This is a genomic window from Cellvibrio mixtus subsp. mixtus J3-8, assembly GCF_000766945.1.
GTDB classification, from domain to species: domain Bacteria; phylum Pseudomonadota; class Gammaproteobacteria; order Pseudomonadales; family Cellvibrionaceae; genus Cellvibrio; species Cellvibrio mixtus_A.
This window is the reverse complement of record NZ_KN266213.1, coordinates 4,498-19,872: the sequence shown is the minus strand read 5'-3', so window position 1 is coordinate 19,872 and position 15,375 is coordinate 4,498. Positions and strand designations below refer to the sequence as shown.

The following is a 15,375-nucleotide window of genomic DNA, read 5'->3' as shown; positions in this document are numbered from 1 at the left end:
AAAAATGTGCCAGCAAGTGTTGGCCATCGATAACAACAATGTCTGGTATCCGGTTTCGGGTTTGGGGGCTAGTTTGACAAAGATTCTCGTAGTCGATGATCACGATCTAGTTCGCATGGGGATAGTGCGTATGTTAGCCGACATAGACGGCTATCAAGTGGTTGGGGACGCCAAGAGTGGTGAAGAGGCGGTCACAAAGGCGCGTATTCTGAAGCCTGATGTAGTCCTGATGGATGTTAAGATGCCGGGGATGGGCGGCCTTGAAGCCACCAAAAAGCTGTTGACCGTAAATCCGGTGATTAAAATTATCGCGGTTACCGCCTGTGATGATGACCTTTATCCCACTCGCCTGATGCAAGCGGGTGCGGTTGGTTATGTCACCAAAGGGGCGGAATTTACCGAGATTACTGACGCAATCAATAAAGTGATTCGCGGTGATCTGTATATGAGCAACAGTATTGCCCAGCAGCTTGCCTTAAAGACGTTTTCCGGTGGTAATAACCAGGAATCGCCATTTGAAAAACTATCCCAGCGCGAACTGCAAACAGCCATGCTGATTGCTAATGGCCAAAAGGTGAATGATATTGCCAACACCTTTTGTGTAAGCCCTAAAACGGTTAATTCTTACCGTTACCGTATTTTTGAAAAGCTTGATATCAATAGTGATGTAGAGCTGACTTTATTGGCAGTAAAACACAATCTTCTCGATCCGGAAGCAGTCGTATAAGCGACTGCTTTTTCTTTCTGCAGATCTGTTTCAATGACGCAAGACAGCGCTGAGCTTTTTGACTCCGTTCGTTTCCTCGCTAGTACTACCCAGCAGCCAGGTATCTACCAGATGTTTGGTGGTGACGGTGCTATTTTGTATGTGGGAAAAGCCAAAAACCTAAAGGCTCGTTTATCCAGTTACTTCCGCAAAACGGGCCTCACTCCCAAAACCCAGGCTTTGGTATCGCGTATTGCCCGCGTTGAAGTGACGGTTACTGCGAGCGAAACAGAAGCATTGATTCTTGAGCAGAACCTGATTAAATCCAATCGTCCCCCCTACAATATTTTGTTGCGGGACGATAAATCCTATCCCTATATCTTTATTTCCAGTGGTGAAGATTATCCGCGTATTTCCTTTCATCGCGGTGCCAAGAAAAAACGTGGCGATTACTTCGGACCATTTCCGAATGTGGGTGCGGTAAAGGAAAGCCTGAATTTTTTACAGAAAACATTTCGTATTCGCCAATGTGAAGATAGCGTGTATAACAATCGTACACGTCCCTGTTTGCAATACCAGATAAAGCGTTGCACGGCGCCTTGCGTCGAATTTATTTCACCGGAAGACTACAAAACGGATTTGCATCATACGCAGTTATTTTTAACGGGTAATAGTGACAAGTTGCTGGGCGAGCTTGCCGATAAAATGGACAGTGCTGCGCAACAATTGCAATTTGAAAAAGCGGCTGCTTATCGCGATCAGATTACTGCCTTGCGTACCGTGCAATCGCAACAAGTGATTGAAGAGGGTAATGGCGATATCGATGTGATAGCTGCTGAAATGCGTGCGGCGGCGATTTGCGTGCACGTTTTATTTATTCGCCAGGGGCGGATTTTGGGGAGTCGCAGTTTTTATCCATCGTCAACGCTTGCAGAAACCCCGGCAGAAATTCTGGCTGAATTTATCCCGCAATTTTATTTGGCCAGCACTGGCCGGGAAATTCCGCGTGAAATTATTGTGAGTCATCCGCTGGATGAGACTGATCTAATTGCATCAGCGTTGCAGCAGGCTGCGGGGCGCCAGGTATTTATCAATCATCAAGTGCGCAGCCACAGATCCAAATGGCTGCAGATGGCAGCAACAGCCGCATTGCAAAATCTGATTGCCCATGTGAACAGTAAAAAGAATTCGCTTGATCGATTTGTTGCGTTGCAAGAAGCGCTTGGGTTGGATGAAACTCCGCAACGTTTGGAATGTTTTGATATCAGTCACAGCAGTGGTGAGCTAACTGTTGCAAGCTGTGTAGTGTTTGATACCAACGGGCCGCTCAAGTCGGATTATCGCCGCTTTAATATCGAAGGTATTACCGGCGGCGACGATTATGCGGCCATGGAGCAAGCGTTAACGCGTCGTTATACCCGCTTGCAAAATGGCGAGGGAAAGTTGCCGGATATTCTGCTCATTGATGGTGGAAAAGGGCAGTTGGGTAAAGCCAAAGAAGTATTATCGGAATTGGGTGTGCAGGGCGTGCAACTGATTGGTGTAGCCAAGGGCACTACACGTAAAGCCGGGTTTGAAACCTTGTTTGATGGTGATACCGGTGCAGAAATCGTATTGCCTGGCGATTCACCTGCATTGCATTTGATCCAGCATATTCGCGATGAGTCACATCGTTTTGCGATTACCGGCCATAAACAGCGGCGCGACAAAAAGCGTAAGACCTCAACTCTTGAAGATATTGCTGGTATTGGTGCAACCCGTCGCAGGGAGCTACTGCGGCATTTCGGTGGTTTACAGGAAGTACAAAACGCCAGCGTCGATGACCTGGCGCGAGTGAGTGGGATTAGCCAGAAACTGGCTGAAGAAATTTACGCGTTTTTCCATAATGACTAGGTTTTTAGCGCTTAACCCTTAAGTCGCAGGGTGTGAAAGCCGCCTTGCTGGTGTATTATCGCGCCCGTTTTACTGATTTGTTCATCTGGCCCAGAGAATTGCCTATGACGCTTGCCAACCAGCTGACCCTGATGCGGATTTTCCTGATTCCGTTATTCGTTGTAGTGTTTTATTTACCATTTGGTTGGGCTCATTTCGTCTCCTCCGTGATCTTCAGTGTTGCTGCCATCACCGATTGGGCGGATGGTTACGTAGCGCGCAAATACAACCAAAGTACTCCTTTTGGTGCTTTCCTGGACCCCGTTGCCGATAAATTGATGGTAGCAATTGCGCTGTTGTTGCTGGTGACCTTGCATCATGATTCAGTATGGTTCGTGGTCGCTGCTGCAGTCATTGTTGGCCGTGAAATTATTATCTCTGCTTTGCGTGAATGGATGGCGGAAGTAGGGCAGAGGGCAAGTGTGGCAGTTTCCTACATTGGTAAAATCAAAACCACATTGCAAATGACAGCAATTATTGTCTTGCTAGCAAATATTCCTTTGTTATTACCCATCGGCTACATTGCGTTGGCTGGTGCCGCCGCATTAACACTGTGGTCTATGGTGCTTTATCTGCGCGCTGCGTGGCCATTCCTGTTGCCCAAAACCCCTGATTAATAACGTCTTTTGATCGACCTGAGCAGCATTTAAACAATCTGCAAAAAACCTTCGGTTCAGTTATATAAAAGACTAGGATTTTCAAAATGAGTCCGCTAGAATTGCGGCCTCTTGAAATGGCGCGATAGCAAAGCGGTTATGCGTCGGATTGCAAATCCGTTGAGCCCGGTTCGACTCCGGGTCGCGCCTCCATTTTTTCTTTACGTACCGACGTAAAGGCACTCCGCCCGAGTGGTGAAATCGGTAGACACAACAGATTTAAAATCTGTCGATCTTTTGGTCGTGCCGGTTCAAGTCCGGCCTCGGGCACCATGTACTAAAACGTAAATAATCGTTTTTCCCCGCAAACGCCCGCAAACACTGAGTTTGCGGGCGTTTTCGTTTGTGCTTCATCTCGCATTTGCCCGTATTTAAACGTATATTCCTGCTTGGTCATTACGTTTTATTACGTCGGGGATTACGTTTTTTTATGGCAACCTTCAGGAAGATCGGCGACCGCTGGAGTGCCGAGGTGTATGTAAATGGGATCCGCAAGTCAAAGCGGCACGATACAAAAGCACAGGCTAAAAGTTGGGCAGCACAAACAGAATTTGAATTAGGGCAAATGGCTGATGGTGTAAGCACCACGCATACAATGCTCGATGTTTTTAAAAAATATGCAGAAGAAATTTCAGAAACAAAAAAGGGGGCGCAGTGGGAAATTGTTCGTTTGAAAATGTTCGAGCGATTTTCAATTTCAAATGTGCGCCTGGTCGATTTGCGGCGTGAGCATTTTGAAAGCTATATCGTCGAGCGATCAAAATCGGTAAAGCCCTCCAGTATCAATCGTGAATTGAATTTAATCAGCCACAGTTTGACTCAGGCCCGCCGCTGGCGATTGATGACTCATAATCCCATGGAAGATTTAAAGCGGCCAAAGGATCCCCCGCATCGCGAGCGCCGAATCTCTCAGCTTGAAATCGACACCATTTTGGTAGCCCTAAACTACGATGAAAGGTTTCCTGTAATTCAGCAACAGCAAAAGGTCGCAGTTGCGTTCCTGCTGGCGATTGAGACTGCAATGCGGGCAGGGGAGATCTGTAGCCTCCAGTCTAAAAACGTCAACTTTGCCCAGAGAACTGCTTTTCTGCCGGATACTAAAAATGGTCGTTCCAGAGCGGTACCTTTATCCCAGGAGGCGCTTCGCTTATTGAAGCGTGTAGACCCTTGGGGGGATGATGGAACAGTATTCAACATGGCTTCCAGCACACTGAGCACATTATACAAGCGTGCTGTTGATCGCACTGAAATTGAAGATTTAACGTTCCACGACACAAGGCATGAGGCGATTACGCGATTGGCGGACAAGTTGGATGTGTTGGATCTAGCTAGAATGGTGGGGCATCGAGATATTAAGCAATTAATGACTTACTATAATAAATCTGCAGCAGAATTAGCGACATTATTGGATTAAAACACTTGGGGTCTTTATGGAAAACTTTTCATTCGAAAAATACGATTTTACGGAAATAGTGTCTCGGCTTGATATTCTAAAAATGAGATTGGGCGAGGCAGATAAGAATATGGTCGATATTATTATCGACACCTTCAATACTATAAAACTCAATACAAAACATTGGGATGACGCATGTGTATTCACTAAAAAAAAATACGCCAAAATCCTTTTAAATTGCATTGCTCACATTGACTCTAATGATTTTCGTATAACCTTTAACGGAATTATTTTAAGTGTTTATGCATTTTACGAGGAGTCTAAATATTGGTCTGACGATCATACTTTTAGCATTACAGACCCGGGTATTAATTTTGCTCGATTGGTGGCAAGCGTAAATTCAACAGATGTTTACAATGGATTAATTCCTGAGTTTGATTCTATTAAAGATGAAGTCTATCGCGAGACTGTTCGAAGCAAAGTCAATAATGAAACGTTTCAGAAAATTTATGATGAAGTAAATGACCGAGATAATGTGTTAAAAGAGGTTGGCACCCTAAGTTCATATCTTGAATCCAAGACTCAGCTCGTAGAAGCATTAGATAAAAAAATATCAGAGTTAAGGACTGAATATAATTTTGTTGGTTTGTATAAGGGGTTTGAGGATCTGTTCAAAAGGAAGGCTGCAGCTAAAAAGGACTCTTTAAAATTTGTTTATATGTTAAGCGGGTTTCTAATTTTAGTTCCATTTTTGATTGTATTGAGTGCATTGGTAATTCAGGTGTTCTATTTTTTAAACACAGAAAATTATCTTACTCTGTTAAAGTTTATTGGTCTCCCTCTTATTTCTATAGAGATATTTTTGCTTTATTGTTTTCGTTTGAAATACGCGGAGGTTAAGTCCATTGATGCTCAATTGTTGCAGCTTGAGTTGCGCATGTCCCTTTGTCAATTTGTTGAATCATATTCCACATTTGCAGCTGAAATTCACAAGGATAATCCAAATTTACTATCGAGTTTTGAATCTATTGTTTTTAGTCCGATAGTTGCAAATGAGTCAGATATTCCTCCTTTGATTGATGGTGCTAATCAATTAGTTGAGCTGGTTTCTAAGGTTCGTAAGTAGCAAGCTGGCCTATTTATGGCCAGCCACCCAATCCTGCACTTCCACCGCATACCACCTCGCATGACCACGCTTGCCCCTATCACTTGGTAATTTGATAGGGGCAGGGAAGTCAAACGCTTTGCTCACCTTGTCCACAAAATGCCGCTCGCTTACGCCGATGTAATCGGCGCATTGTTTTGCAGTCCAAATAACTCTCGCTTGTGCGGGTAGGGCTTGAAGCCGCTGGGCAATGGCGTCGGCAAGTTTCTCGTAATCTATCTCGTTCATTTTTTCCGGTTCGCGCCCTAATGGTGAAATTTAAATCGTTGCTCGTTAATTTCCTGACAGTGGACGCATGTTTGAACACCCGGCAAGGCGATGCGTCTGGCCTCAGTAATTGGTAGGTCGCACTCCTTACAGTCAATTGCACTGGGTTGGTCGGTGGGTTGTGGGCGGTTGCTTAGGATGCGTGCAATGCGCTCTTGTTCTACATCGTTGGCAATATCTGCTACATCGGCCATGGTTATTCTCCTTAGTGAAGGTTTTTGTTATGAAGGTGTGACCAATCAGTGGCGAGCTGCTGAAATAAAGCGCCGCCATTTTCGATTAGCGTATGGGGTTCGGTATTCATACGGCAGCGCAGGTCAATCACTACCAATACAGACAAGTAGTAATTAAAATCAAGCAGGCACAAACCGCCTAAATCCAGTTTGTATTCGTAAATGTTGTAGGTGCTTAGCAATACTGCGGCGGCAGTTTCACTGGAGCCACAATGTTTGTTTGCCAGTTCGAGCAATGCATTAACGGCTTGATATGGGCTGATATTTTTTGTGCCGCATGTAATAGGTGCTTCTCTTTGCATTTTTTCTTCCTCTGGTTTTTTAATTAATAAATATTCAAGTAGCTGCAATCCGCTATCAGTAACTAATGTTTTTTGGTACGGCATTTTTCCTTTTTCCGGATGCGTCCAACTGTTATTTGCAACCACAAAATAACCTTTACCGCTGTATCTCCCTTGTGGCTTATTTGCTGAATCTAATACGCGCATTTCACGCAATTTTTTTGTCATCACATTGCGGCCAATACCTAAAAACTGCGCCGTGTCGTCGAAGGTGTAAGGCATAGTTACTCCTAGTCTTCAGGTAGTTGGCCGTCTGGTGTGGAAACGCTTAGGCCATAGGTCGCTAATTGATTGAGGCTTAATGCATACAGGTGGCCAATACGTTGTCTGCGGATGCTGCGCTCCAGGTTGCTCTCAGCAACTACATCGGCACGTTCCAATTGCTTCGCAAAAACCTTGGCGGTTTTCACCGGCATTGCATCGAATTTGGCGCGCAGGGCGCTGGTTTGGGAAAGGTGCTGCATGATGTGGGTGGGGCGAATTAGTAACCACACGTCGCCATCATTGCGTTGTTCAAATTTGAATGGTGATTTGAATTCGTGCCGGTCAATCTCACCCAAAATAATTTCCATAATCCACACCCACGGTTCACGCACCGCGCGTGACTCGATAATGTGGCTATTCATTTCCTGCACTAAATCGTCAGGGAATTGATTTTGGTCAGATGCGATACCCGCGAATTCCGCAAGTAAAATCCATGCGGTAGCCAATGCAGCGTAATTGCTCACCATGCGAGAAGCACCGTCATCGTCTTTGCTGCCAGCAGCTCGGATAAGTAATTTGTTGCGTGTAGTGCGGTGAATTTCACGGACGCGGCTTGGCTCAAGTTCTGCTAAAAATTGGAGCCATTCACGCACAGGAAATGCGGGTAGGTTCTCGGGCAACATATCGCCCTTACGCCCGGTCAATTGCGAGCGAACAATTTTCCCTTGCAGGCTATCCACAGGCACATCTTCACCGGCGAGCAATACTGGAGCACTCAATAAATACTCAGTCATTTCCGAGCCGCGGCGGGTAACAGAAAATTGATAAGTCTCCTGCAGTAGTGCAACGGCTTTATCGATAATGTCTTGGCGTCGAGCGGATAATTCCTCCCAGCCCACCGGTTGTGATGTATGTGAAACGCTGGTCACCAAGCGAAATTCAGAGCCAAGGCTTTGGCCGGAAAACATCGTGAACGCCGTAGCGCTTTCCAGTGATTTAATGAGCGTGGTTTTCCCCGAGCCCTTATCCGCTTGTAAAATCATATGAGGCCAAAAACCGAGTAGGGCTTTAAGGTGAGAACCCAAACACCAAGTTAAAAGCTGGCTGGCAGCGTTTTGGCGAAACGTTTGCTGATAGGCATGGATAACCTGTGCCGCATTGCTAACAGGGCCACTGGGGAAGTGCAGGTTGTGATAGGGGCATTGTTTTTCAGGATCAGCAAAATAACAGTCTGCCCCTTCGTTAACTACCGGCTTACCATCGCGAAAACAAAGCCCTACAAAGTTAGCTGCTTTGCGTGCGCCAATGCTTGTCGCGCGCTCCCAAATACTCAGCATGCGCGAGAATTGCTGCGGCTTAAAAATGGGGCCGAACTTGTTCCAATTGGTGATGTTGTGCAAGCCGTCATCACTCATCACTCGCCGCAATAATTCATTACCGTGGCGAGGTGTCTGCACGGTCGCTGCAAATACGGTTTGTGGTTGCGCATCAGTGCCACCGGTCATCGTCGCTTGCGCGCTGGCAATGGTGATGCGTGAAAGCCCAGCGATACGGAACCCGCATAAATCTTCTGGCGTTTCTTCAATGACAGAAACGTTGTGATCACCTTCCTCATCATCACCGTGCCTTTTGGTGGTGTACTTGATCAGCGTGGTGAAATCAGGTTTTACGCGGAAGCGCCAGTACACGGCAAAGTCGTGCGATGGTAAAAATATACGCGGGCGGCCCATTGGTTGTGGGCGTTCGTTATTGCCCGCTCCGGGTAATCCGGGTATCAGCCAGGGTTCAATATTTTCGATAGCGCTACGTGTTCTTAATGCGCCATGTTTTTTTAAAAAATCATTGAGGTCGTTAATGCCTTCCCAGTCTGCGGTGCCTTGGTCAATGATTTGCGCGGGTATGTTTAACGCCGTTAGCGCTTCGCAAATTCTCCAAGCGGCTTCTGGTCCTGGGCGACGGCCTTTCATTGGGCCTTCTTCAACGGGGGCGTCGTTATCACAGGCGATAATGACGCGCTTACCTGATATGAAGCTCCAATCAATATCGGTATTCTTGGTGCCGCGAATTGCGAGTGCAGCAAAACCTTGCTTTTTTGCAGCTTGCCACGCTGTTTCAGCGCTAAGGGCGTTAATCGCACTCTCTACTATCAATACCGTATGTGCCCGGCGCAGAGTCGCCCAGCAGCTTGTCCACAGCACTCCAATTTTGTCGCCAATGCTTTTGGTTTTCAGGCCACCATTTAGCGCAGGGTCTATGTAGCGGTAATCAATTCCGCGTGCGCGGCCAGTGTGCATATCGAGGCAAATAAACGCCGGCGCTGGACCGCCGTAACCTACAGATCCAAGTTCATGTTTCGCACTAGTGAAATCACTAAAGCCCAAGCTTTTGCGGGCGATAGCGGTAGCTATAACAGTGTCATTCAGGCCACGTGTTTGCGTTAGGTATTCAGCAGCTTTGGTTGGTTCTTTCAGACATTGCAAAGCGATATATTCAATGGTGTTTAGCTTTGCGGGCTGCTGGCTTTTATCGCGCGGTTCAGCAGGCAGGTTGTACCATTCGCGAATAGTTTTTATTGCTTCACCGGTATCGCATTGGTGTACATACGCAACTAAATCAAAACAATCACCACGCTGGTCAGCGCTGAAATCTTCCCAGCGTTGAATGCCGTCATTGCCTTCAAAAATAGAAAGTGATGGGCTGTTATCTTTGTGGTGCGGGCTGCGGTAATTACCTTTTGTATCTGGTCTCTCCAATCCCAAGCGTGAAGCGAGATCATGTAAATCGACTCTTTGTTTGATATCACTCAGCTTCATTCTGTTTTTTCCAAAGCCAAAAAATTCTTATGTGTGTTTCAACAATTGGGCGCAGGTTGCTTGGTACTTTTTTCAATGCTGCCCGGCGATCTTCAAGTTTCGGCATTGCAGTTATTTCCGCTGCCCACTGCCGTGGTGGCCTTTGGGTGGGCCGCATGGCACTTGTCTCAGTGGGTAACGACTTTTAGTTGTTCGGTTTCTGCATCGCTTTCACCGTGCTGGTCATGCAGTCCTAGTAAATCGCCCAACGTGAACACCAGTTTTTTATTTGGTGTTTTCACAATTAAAAGTTGTGAAGTTGAGTTCGCGATATCAATGCAATGGCCTTTAGGAATATTTCTGGATTCCAGTTCAGCCAGTACACGCCAGCAAGCCAATTCAGCGGCATCGCGTGTCATTTCTAGTTTTGCCATGAGTTCGTCGCGAGACTCTGTAATGCATTGGCGGCGTGGCTTTTTTTCTTGTAAGCGACGGGTGAGGGCGATTACAGCGCTGGTATTAATTTGGGTGAGGTTTGCATTCATGGTGCGGCTCCATTAGTGGCTTTCAAAAAGCGGCATCTGATCACGGTTCGGATCAAACGGATTTTTGGTTAATTGCTTGGCTTTTTCTTGTCGCTTAATTGCGTAGGGCGATAGCGGCAGTGAAACAGTGCTGGGGCGTAGTGATGGTGTGATGCTGGATAAAATTTCAGTCGCAAACCAGCCACGCCAACCGCACTCAATAATGTTGGAGCACTCAACAACGCCTTCGGCATAAAGTGCGGTAATGCGTGAGCTGGAACGTATACGCGCTTTGCTACCGCAAAACGGGCAAACACTTTGGTTTCGCTGATTGGAATTTTTATCACTGTCGGCCATGCGCATTCCCCTTAGAACGGTTGTTCTCCGGTTGCGATAGATTCCAGCAATTTTGCATCGCCAGCTTTGGCGTTATTGCCAACGATTAATTGCCAAGCGAGGAATGCGCCGTATGCCCACTCGCGATAAATTTCGCCATTTTCATTGAGTGGTTTTTCGCGAGATTTTTCAACCAGTCGCTGAATTTCATCGCGAATGGTTTGCGTGATTTTTGTATAGCTATCGAGCGTAGTTTTTTGCCCGCTTGATTTATCCAGTGCAACAATCTGAATCAAACGGTCGTCCCGTTTTTTGTAAGCCATATTGGTTGGCTGAACGTTGTAAGACTCTTGATCAGGCCCGTTTTGAAAACGCTCTATGCATTGAGCGTTCATGCCTTGGTTGAGCAGGCTTTTACCTATCAGGTTAAGCAGGGTGCTTTTACCTGACCCGGGTAAACCTTCAATCGTGATGGTGATAGCTGGTGTAATGGACTGATTCATGTTTGCTCCGTTAATGTCGCGCGGGCTTTTTTGCGGATTTTTCCAGACGTTCGAGAGACTCCAGTACTAAGCGTCGGCACACGCTGGTCATGCTGCGATCCTCAGTTTTGGCAATGGCTTCAATACGGGCGCGTTGTTCGTCACTCATCGTGACCATCACATGAGTGCGTTGCCGGCGTGGATTGGTGGCGGTTTTGGGTTTCATGGCTTAAAGTTCCTTAACGTTGAACACAGATATACAGTAGTTCAACAAATGTTGAACTGTCAAGCTGTAAAAGGAGCGTTTTGTTGAACATTGGTGATCGATTAAGAAAAGAACGTGAACGTTTGGGTTTGAATCAGCCTGAGTTTGGTGCGATTGCTGGGGTCAGTAAGACCACACAATTCAATTACGAAAAGGGTGATAGAAGCCCGGATGCCGAGTATTTGGCCGCAATTGCTGGGGCTGGGGTTGATGTGCTGTATGTATTGACGGGGACGCGCTCAACACCTGATGCCGAATCATTGAGTCCTCGGGCTGCAGCATTGCTGAATAACTTTGAAAACATGGCAGATGAAGACAAAAGGGCAATTGAACGCTTGGCCGATGCGGTACAGAAACCGCAGACGCAAGGTTTGACGGGGACGAAATAATTAAAATTGAAGTGTTCAATTTTCTTGCTCGGATAATTGAACAAGGGAGTTAGATAAGCCTGTTTAATACTTGGTTCAGGGCTAATTGGAGTGCGTTGAATTGTTAGATATTCCTCGTCGTATAGAAGTGATTAAATCGCTTCTATTAAAAAACACAGCAGAAAGTTTAACTTACGCAGCTTTGGAGAGTAGATTAACAATTGAGTATTTATGTTATGAGCGATTCAAACTCTCCTATACATATCTTTCCGCTGAAGACCTTAAACATTGGCAGCCAAAGCATGTTGTAAAGCAGATTTCAGAGGAGATTAATGAGAACGTAGTTAAAGGTTTTACTCTGTCGATATCTGCAGAACCGCTAAAAGGTAAGCTCCCAACTACTAGGGAAGAATATGAATCAATCGAATATATCCCAGTTGGAAGTCAGTCTGCGATTAATCTAAATAAATTGCATGAATTTTGGCATGGATTTTCAAATCTAGCTCTTCACATACCTGTCCCAAACATTAGTTCTGGCGACATAAGTATTTATGGTGATAAAGATAATATAAAGAAAAAAATTGAAGCTTTTATCGAGTATCTCTCAAAGTTAAAAGACGGCAATCTTTTAATGGGTGGAGTGCTGGGTAAAGGCTTTAGTTTTAACTGCTTTGTTTGCGAAACGTTAATTAAGAAACCTCTCAAATTGTTAGCATCACCAATTGTTGTGAGTTGCATCAATCCGAAATGTAATGAAAGTTATCTGATTGAGCCGGAATTGCAAAGTGAACACAAAATAACAAGATGCACTTTTAATTTTTCGTGCGTAGGATGTCAGGATGATTTGGAGATACCTTCAAATGTATTTAAAGGGCTTAAATTTGAGCAGCAGTTAAATATATGTTGTGGAAAATGCAAATCAAATCAAACGGTTGTCATGCGGCCTATGATTAAAGGTGCGTGAAAAGGTAATCAATCGAGTGGTTTTTAAGTTTCACTTTTACCAATCTGTTTCGCGGTTTTTTTTAATAAAATGCAACTTAAGAATCACCGCTGATCGCGGTGTTAGGCAATAATATCAGTCATTTACTAAGGCGTTGAATATGGAAAAGGAAAGAGAGAATTTTCCGGCAAAAGTAAAAGAGCAAATAGCTAGAGAAGCTATGTACATTTGTTCTTGTCCGGACTGTTATCGATTTACTGGTTACAATACAACCGAAGGAAAAGCGCGAACCATTGCTGAAGGTGCGCACATCTTGGCTGCCGGTAAAGCGGGGCCTCGTGCTGACGAAACAAAAGATAGCGATTTTCTCCGTTCTGCTGAAAATGGAATTTGGTTGTGTAGTATTTGTCATAAGAAAGCAGATGATGACCCCACATATTATTCAGAATTAAAGCTAAAGGAATGGAAAGCGAACCATCATGAACTTCTTCGTAGACTTGTAGGGAAGGACATTGAGACAGCACTTTTGGCTTTAGGAAATGAAAAGCGTCATTATCAGAATATAAGAGAATTTTTATCGTTCATGGATAACAGTCGAGTTTTATACGAAGGCTTGGATGGAGAGTTTCCTCCGCGAGTTCTCGATTCAATAGAAATGATGAGAGCTCGGGTTGTCCAGCTTAGGGCTCAAGTGGTGGATAACAAGGACGCATTTGCTGCCTTAAATCAAATTCAATTTGCAATTAATGAATTTTTATCCGGCGTAGGCAGCGATACAGATCTTAGAACACTAAAATGCAATTCCCATGACCCAAAGTGGCTTAAATTTGCAGACGAACTGATTAAATTTAGAAAGGCAATTGTCATAATATTGAAAGTCCTTTCAACTGATTCCAGTTATGAGCTGCATTGGGCTTTATGAAAATGCTAACAAGTGATTGTGGTATTAAGCCCGCGAGCAGCCGCGCTAGTTGCCTATGCGGTACATAAACCGACCGCGAAAACAGGAACCAATTAATTAAAAACATGGAGTTTTAATGAGGTTTTTTTTGCTTTTTATTTTTTTTCTTGTTGATGCCTCTTTCGCTCATGCCGAATCCATGACGGGAAAAGTTGTAGGGGTAACAGATGGCGACACGCTAACAGTGCTGGTTGATGGTAATCAGCAGCATAAAATCAGATTGGTTGAAATAGATGCGCCAGAATCTGGACAGCCTTTCGGAAGTCAATCAAAACAAGCATTAGCTAAACTCACATTTCAAAAAAATGTGCGTGTTGATATTGTTGGAAGAGACAGATATCAACGATTACTTGGCCGTGTTTATGTCGATGACATTGATGTGAATCGTGAACTTATATCGAGTGGATATGCTTGGGCTTACCGCAAATACATAAGTGATCATTCCTTACTATCCTTAGAAGCCGATGCACAAGCTAATCAGCGTGGACTTTGGTCTTTGCCGGAAAATGAGAAGGTTGCACCTTGGGAGTGGCGAAAAACTGGAAATAAAGCGGACTTACTAAACCTGGTTGATGAAAAACAAGAGCAAGAGTTTCAGTGTAAAGGGAAACGCACTTGCGGGCAGATGGTTAGCTGCGAAGAAGCTAAGTTTTATTTGAAGGTTTGCGGTGTTAAGAGTCTTGATCGTGATAGGGATGGCATTCCTTGTGAATCGTTGTGTGGTTGATTGGTGGTTTTTATAAAAACGGAAAAGTTAGGAGTAAAGTATGGCGTTAACATTAAAAAATTATTTATACAATTATTGTTTTTGGATTACTTTTCGTATCCACGATGAAAAAAGTAAGAAGGATGGTAGAGATTATGATGATCGTTATAACGCATTGCATGCTGCTGTTGAAAAATTGAGTGGTGGACAAGAAGATATGATGTGGAAAGAGTCTTCGTCTTTCATTGCATTTAGATCTGATAAAAATCTTGACGGCGTCTGTAAGGATTTGAGGGGAGCGATTGATCCATCTATTGATGTGCTAATCGTGCATAGATTAAATGATAAGAAACACCATGATGGCGATAAATATTTGGGAGTTACGGAAAGCTTGGGTGTTAACGACAACAGCACAGCTTTTAGGTTGTGTTTTCCTGTGCCTCATTAATTTATGTTGATTCAGCTTCAAAGCTGCTAGTTAACCCAGTAGATTCCGAAAGTCTGTGAGTAACCCTAATAGCTACCCATTTAGTGCCGTCTATTTCTGGCTTAAAGCCCTGGCACTGAATGGGTGCTTCAGGTTCAAGGTCTAAATTCGCCCGCGCGAGATTTAAACTGAATGTATTTTTCCCGCGTTGTAACCTCGCCAATTCCGATTTTGTTGCATAAAGTGCGTCGGCTTCACTGGCGTAAGTTTCTTTTAATTCCTTTGCTTTTTCTGTAGTGCCCGCAATCACCATTTGACGCTTTGCCCCGGAAACATTATTCCAATAGGCACGCACACCTGTGTAGGCATTACGGTCTGCACGCACGTAGCGGTGCTGATCGCCGTCACTTCTGATGATTGTGACTGGATTTAATATTTTTCCGGTGATTGATATTCCCTGTGCAATTGGCATGAATAAAAGCCGACCTTCTTTTACAGCAAATAATGCGTCGTAGCGTTCACCCAATCGTGTTAAAAAATGCGCATCACTTTCGTGTGTTTGATCGATGTGGTGAATGCGTATGCCATCTAGTGGTTTGCCAACAACGGGGATAAGGCCATGTTCATTGGCAATGGCGGTGACAATTTCCAGCACGTTTTTTTTATGCCAGCTA

Annotated in this window: 19 protein-coding genes and 2 tRNA genes; 12 read left to right on the top strand and 9 right to left on the bottom strand. The window is 44.8% G+C overall.

Features of this window, described 5'->3' with window-relative positions; genetic code table 11:
- The first annotated feature begins 73 nt into the window (after positions 1-73).
- The 7 genes from A596_RS18505 to A596_RS18475 all read left to right on the top strand — a co-directional run bounded on the left by A596_RS18505 (position 74) and on the right by A596_RS18475 (position 5,813).
- The gene (locus A596_RS18505) at positions 74-727 is read left to right on the top strand and encodes a response regulator (protein WP_039917872.1); all 654 of its coding nucleotides are present in this window, start codon (positions 74-76) and stop codon (positions 725-727) included.
- Positions 728-760: 33 nt separating this feature from the next.
- Positions 761-2,599 carry an excinuclease ABC subunit UvrC gene (gene uvrC, locus A596_RS18500; RefSeq protein WP_039917617.1) on the top strand — a complete coding sequence of 613 codons (1,839 nt, stop codon included), beginning with the start codon at positions 761-763 and terminating at the stop codon, positions 2,597-2,599.
- 104 nt (positions 2,600-2,703) lie between these two features.
- Positions 2,704-3,255 carry a CDP-diacylglycerol--glycerol-3-phosphate 3-phosphatidyltransferase gene (gene pgsA, locus A596_RS18495; RefSeq protein ID WP_039917869.1) on the top strand — a complete coding sequence of 184 codons (552 nt, stop codon included), beginning with the start codon at positions 2,704-2,706 and terminating at the stop codon, positions 3,253-3,255.
- A gap of 118 nt (positions 3,256-3,373) precedes the next feature.
- Positions 3,374-3,447 (top strand) — tRNA-Cys (locus A596_RS18490).
- A 33-nt stretch (positions 3,448-3,480) separates the two neighbouring features.
- Positions 3,481-3,567: transfer RNA gene (locus tag A596_RS18485), tRNA-Leu, on the top strand.
- Positions 3,568-3,724: 157 nt separating this feature from the next.
- A complete protein-coding gene (locus A596_RS18480; protein ID WP_039917616.1) occupies positions 3,725-4,708 on the top strand; it encodes a tyrosine-type recombinase/integrase in 984 nt (327 codons plus the stop codon).
- Positions 4,709-4,724: 16 nt separating this feature from the next.
- Positions 4,725-5,813, top strand: a complete 1,089-nt coding sequence (locus tag A596_RS18475) for a hypothetical protein (protein WP_039917615.1) — start codon at positions 4,725-4,727, stop codon at positions 5,811-5,813.
- A 9-nt stretch (positions 5,814-5,822) separates the two neighbouring features.
- Here A596_RS18475 and A596_RS18470 read toward each other — a convergent pair whose 3' ends face one another.
- The 8 genes from A596_RS18470 to A596_RS18435 form a co-directional block, all read right to left on the bottom strand.
- Positions 5,823-6,080: a helix-turn-helix transcriptional regulator gene (locus A596_RS18470; RefSeq protein WP_039917614.1), complete on the bottom strand. Its 258-nt coding sequence runs from the start codon at positions 6,078-6,080 to the stop codon at positions 5,823-5,825.
- Positions 6,081-6,097: 17 nt separating this feature from the next.
- Positions 6,098-6,313 (bottom strand): TraR/DksA family transcriptional regulator, encoded by a 216-nt coding sequence (locus tag A596_RS18465; protein WP_039917612.1) that lies wholly within the window; start codon positions 6,311-6,313, stop codon positions 6,098-6,100.
- Between the two features lie 11 nt (positions 6,314-6,324).
- Complete coding sequence (locus A596_RS22310; protein ID WP_052417671.1) at positions 6,325-6,915, bottom strand: DUF7673 family protein; 591 nt, start codon at positions 6,913-6,915, stop codon at positions 6,325-6,327.
- Positions 6,916-6,923: 8 nt separating this feature from the next.
- Entirely contained in the window at positions 6,924-9,710 is a 2,787-nt protein-coding gene (locus A596_RS18455; protein ID WP_039917611.1) for a toprim domain-containing protein, read from the bottom strand.
- A 167-nt stretch (positions 9,711-9,877) separates the two neighbouring features.
- Positions 9,878-10,234 carry a hypothetical protein gene (locus A596_RS18450; protein ID WP_039917610.1) on the bottom strand — a complete coding sequence of 119 codons (357 nt, stop codon included), beginning with the start codon at positions 10,232-10,234 and terminating at the stop codon, positions 9,878-9,880.
- Between the two features lie 12 nt (positions 10,235-10,246).
- Complete coding sequence (locus A596_RS18445; RefSeq protein WP_039917609.1) at positions 10,247-10,570, bottom strand: ogr/Delta-like zinc finger family protein; 324 nt, start codon at positions 10,568-10,570, stop codon at positions 10,247-10,249.
- An 11-nt stretch (positions 10,571-10,581) separates the two neighbouring features.
- On the bottom strand, positions 10,582-11,052 hold the full coding sequence (locus tag A596_RS18440) for a hypothetical protein (protein WP_039917608.1): 471 nt from the start codon (positions 11,050-11,052) through the stop codon (positions 10,582-10,584).
- Between the two features lie 10 nt (positions 11,053-11,062).
- Positions 11,063-11,257 carry a hypothetical protein gene (locus A596_RS18435; protein WP_039917607.1) on the bottom strand — a complete coding sequence of 65 codons (195 nt, stop codon included), beginning with the start codon at positions 11,255-11,257 and terminating at the stop codon, positions 11,063-11,065.
- Positions 11,258-11,340: 83 nt separating this feature from the next.
- On the opposite strand from A596_RS18435, the gene A596_RS18430 reads away from it, so the two are divergent.
- From A596_RS18430 to A596_RS18410, 5 genes are all read left to right on the top strand, one after another.
- Positions 11,341-11,685, top strand: a complete 345-nt coding sequence (locus A596_RS18430) for a helix-turn-helix domain-containing protein (RefSeq protein ID WP_039917606.1) — start codon at positions 11,341-11,343, stop codon at positions 11,683-11,685.
- Between the two features lie 100 nt (positions 11,686-11,785).
- On the top strand, positions 11,786-12,628 hold the full coding sequence (locus tag A596_RS18425; protein WP_039917605.1) for a hypothetical protein: 843 nt from the start codon (positions 11,786-11,788) through the stop codon (positions 12,626-12,628).
- Positions 12,629-12,767: 139 nt separating this feature from the next.
- Positions 12,768-13,529, top strand: coding sequence for an HNH endonuclease (locus tag A596_RS22305; RefSeq protein WP_052417670.1), 762 nt, complete (start codon positions 12,768-12,770; stop codon positions 13,527-13,529).
- Between the two features lie 115 nt (positions 13,530-13,644).
- A complete protein-coding gene (locus A596_RS18415; protein WP_039917604.1) occupies positions 13,645-14,295 on the top strand; it encodes a thermonuclease family protein in 651 nt (216 codons plus the stop codon).
- A 40-nt stretch (positions 14,296-14,335) separates the two neighbouring features.
- Positions 14,336-14,722, top strand: a complete 387-nt coding sequence (locus A596_RS18410; protein ID WP_039917603.1) for a hypothetical protein — start codon at positions 14,336-14,338, stop codon at positions 14,720-14,722.
- Position 14,723: 1 nt separating this feature from the next.
- Here the strand turns inward: A596_RS18410 and A596_RS22760 are convergent.
- Positions 14,724-15,375: contractile injection system protein, VgrG/Pvc8 family (locus A596_RS22760; protein WP_039917602.1), on the bottom strand; the 652-nt coding region annotated here is incomplete at its 5' end.